The following is a 619-nucleotide window of genomic DNA, read 5'->3' as shown; positions in this document are numbered from 1 at the left end:
CGGTTAACCTCGCCACGTAATGTAAGTCGCTGACCCATTATACAAAAGGTACGCAGTCACGCCCGAGGGCGCTCCCACTGCTTGTACGTACAGGGTTTCAGGGTCTATTTCACTCCCCTCTCCGGGGTTCTTTTCGCCTTTCCCTCACGGTACTGGTTCACTATCGGTCAACTGGGAGTATTTAGCCTTGGAGGATGGTCCCCCCATGTTCAGTCAGGATAACACGTGTCCCGACCTACTCGTTTTCACATCGTTGGGCTTTCGTGTACGGGGCTATCACCCACTATGGCCACCCTTTCCAGAGTGTTCCACTAACCGTCCCGATGCTTAAGGGCTGGTCCCCGTTCGCTCGCCGCTACTGAGGGAATCTCGTTTGATGTCTTTTCCTCGGGGTACTTAGATGTTTCAGTTCCCCCGGTTCGCCTCTTACGCCTATGAATTCAGCGTAAGATACCGACCTAAGGCCGGTGGGTTTCCCCATTCAGAGATCGCCGGATCGAAGGTTGTTTGCCACCTCCCCGACGCTTTTCGCAGGCTACCACGTCTTTCATCGCCTCCAGTTGCCAAGGCATCCACCCTGTACGCTTCGTCACTTGGCCATATAACCCGAAGGAGTGTC

General features: G+C 54.6%; 1 rRNA gene. It reads right to left on the bottom strand.

From position 1 onward, the window contains the following. Positions 1-599: ribosomal RNA gene (locus IE111_RS24400) — 23S ribosomal RNA — on the bottom strand; the annotation flags it as partial. Positions 600-619: the final 20 nt, after the last annotated feature.

This window comes from Saccharospirillum salsuginis (assembly GCF_014651855.1).
Taxonomy (GTDB): Bacteria; Pseudomonadota; Gammaproteobacteria; order Pseudomonadales; family Natronospirillaceae; genus Saccharospirillum; species Saccharospirillum salsuginis.
This window is presented reverse-complemented; position numbering and strand designations above follow the sequence as displayed.